The 1598-nt window shown below is 66.9% G+C and carries 1 protein-coding gene and 1 other annotated feature; the gene reads left to right on the top strand.

The genetic code is table 11. The annotated features are described in order from the left end of the window. The first annotated feature begins 256 nt into the window (after window positions 1-256). Window positions 257-1491, top strand: a protein-coding gene (locus tag AS25_RS00555; RefSeq protein ID WP_241246949.1) for an IS3 family transposase whose coding sequence is annotated in 2 segments (ribosomal slippage) — window positions 257-536 and window positions 536-1491 — 1236 coding nt in all. Because the reading frame shifts where the segments join, the coding sequence is not laid out codon by codon here. Then, window positions 535-648: a sequence feature (AL1L pseudoknot), on the top strand. Its footprint overlaps the gene before it by 114 nt. Window positions 1492-1598: the final 107 nt, after the last annotated feature.

Below are 1598 nucleotides of genomic sequence, written 5' to 3'. Positions count from 1 at the left end.
GCTGTTCGACATGATCTGACCAGTCTCCCTGCCCGCAACCACGGGCGACAGGACGACTCCCAGAACCACCGGACCTAAAAAACGGGGTCAGCCCAGCTGGACTGGACCCAGCTCACCGGGGCGATCAATGACGCCGCCTCCCGGTCCGCACCCGAGGACCATGACGTTACTGCCCTGCAGGAGATGTTCGCCCCCGCACCACACTGTCCCGTGACGGGTCTGTTGGAGGCTTTCATTCCACGGAAGGATGAGAGTCATGGGGGCACCGAGGAAGTACCCGGACGAGTTGCGAGAGCGCGCCACCCGGATGGCGGTGGAGGCCCGGCGGGACCCGGCGACGAAGGCCGGGGCGCTGGCGCGGATCGGTCAGCAGCTGGGGATCAACCCGGAAACGCTGCGGAACTGGGTGAGACAGGCCGAGGTCGATGAGGGATATCGACCAGGAACCACCACTGATGACGCCCAGCGGCTGGCCGAGCTCGAGAGAGAAGTTCGGGAACTCCGCAGGGCTAACGCCATCCTGCGGTCGGCCTCGGCTTTCTTCGCGGCGGAGCTCGACCGCCCACACAACAGGTAGTGGCCTACATCGACGCCCACAAGGGCGAGTACGGGGTCGAGCCGATCTGCAAGGTTCTGCAGGTCGCCCCGAGCACCTATTACGCAGCCAAGACCCGCCCGCCCTCAGCGCGATCGGTCAGCGACGCGGCCACGACCGCGGTCATCACCAAGGTGCACGCGGAGAACTACGGGGTGTACGGGATCACCAAGGTCCACGCCGCGCTGCGCCGGAACGGCCACCGGGTGGCCCGGTGCACGGTTCACCGGCTCATGAGGGCGGCGGGTCTGCGCGGGATCATTCGCGCCAAGGGCCCGCGCACCACGGTGGCCGGCACCGGACCGGAGACCCGCCCGGACCTGGTGGAACGATCTTTCACCGCCGCTGCCCCGGACCGGCTGTGGGTCGCCGACATCACGTATTGCAGAACGTTCGCCGGCTGGGTCTACGCCGCCTTCGTCATCGATGTGTTCTCCCGGCGGGTGGTGGGGTGGCAGCTGTCGACCTCGTTGCGCACGGACCTGGCTCTGGACGCTCTCGAGATGGGGTTGTGGACCCGCTCCCACGACGGCCATGACACCAGCGGTGTGGTCCATCACAGCGACAAAGGCGTTCAGTATGTCGCCGTGCGCTACACCCAGCGCCTGGCCGAGGCGGGGGCGGTGGCCTCGGTGGGATCCACCGGCGATTCGTACGACAATGCCCTCGCTGAGGCGTTCAACTCGCTGTTCAAGGCCGAACTGATCCGCAACAAGGGCCCCTGGAAGTCGATCGACGACCTGGAGATCGCGGTGGCCGAGTACGTCGACTGGTTCAATCACCGGCGCCTGCACGGAGAGATCGGGCTCGTGCCCCCGATCGAGTTCGAAGACGCCTACTATCGTCACCACACCGCCCCGGCGACCGCCGGAGCGGCACTACCAAGCCTCCACTGAACCCGTCACGGGACAGTCGAACTCGATCCGCGTCAACGCCACCGGTTCCCCGGCCAGATGCACCTGACGGGAGTCCTCGTCCACCACCAGCTCCCCGATCACCAGGG

It is taken from the genome of Kocuria marina, from assembly GCF_000786655.1.
Lineage (GTDB): Bacteria > Actinomycetota > Actinomycetes > Actinomycetales > Micrococcaceae > Kocuria > Kocuria marina_A.
The sequence above is the reverse complement of the archived record's forward strand: the minus strand, read 5'-3'. Positions and strand labels throughout refer to the sequence as shown.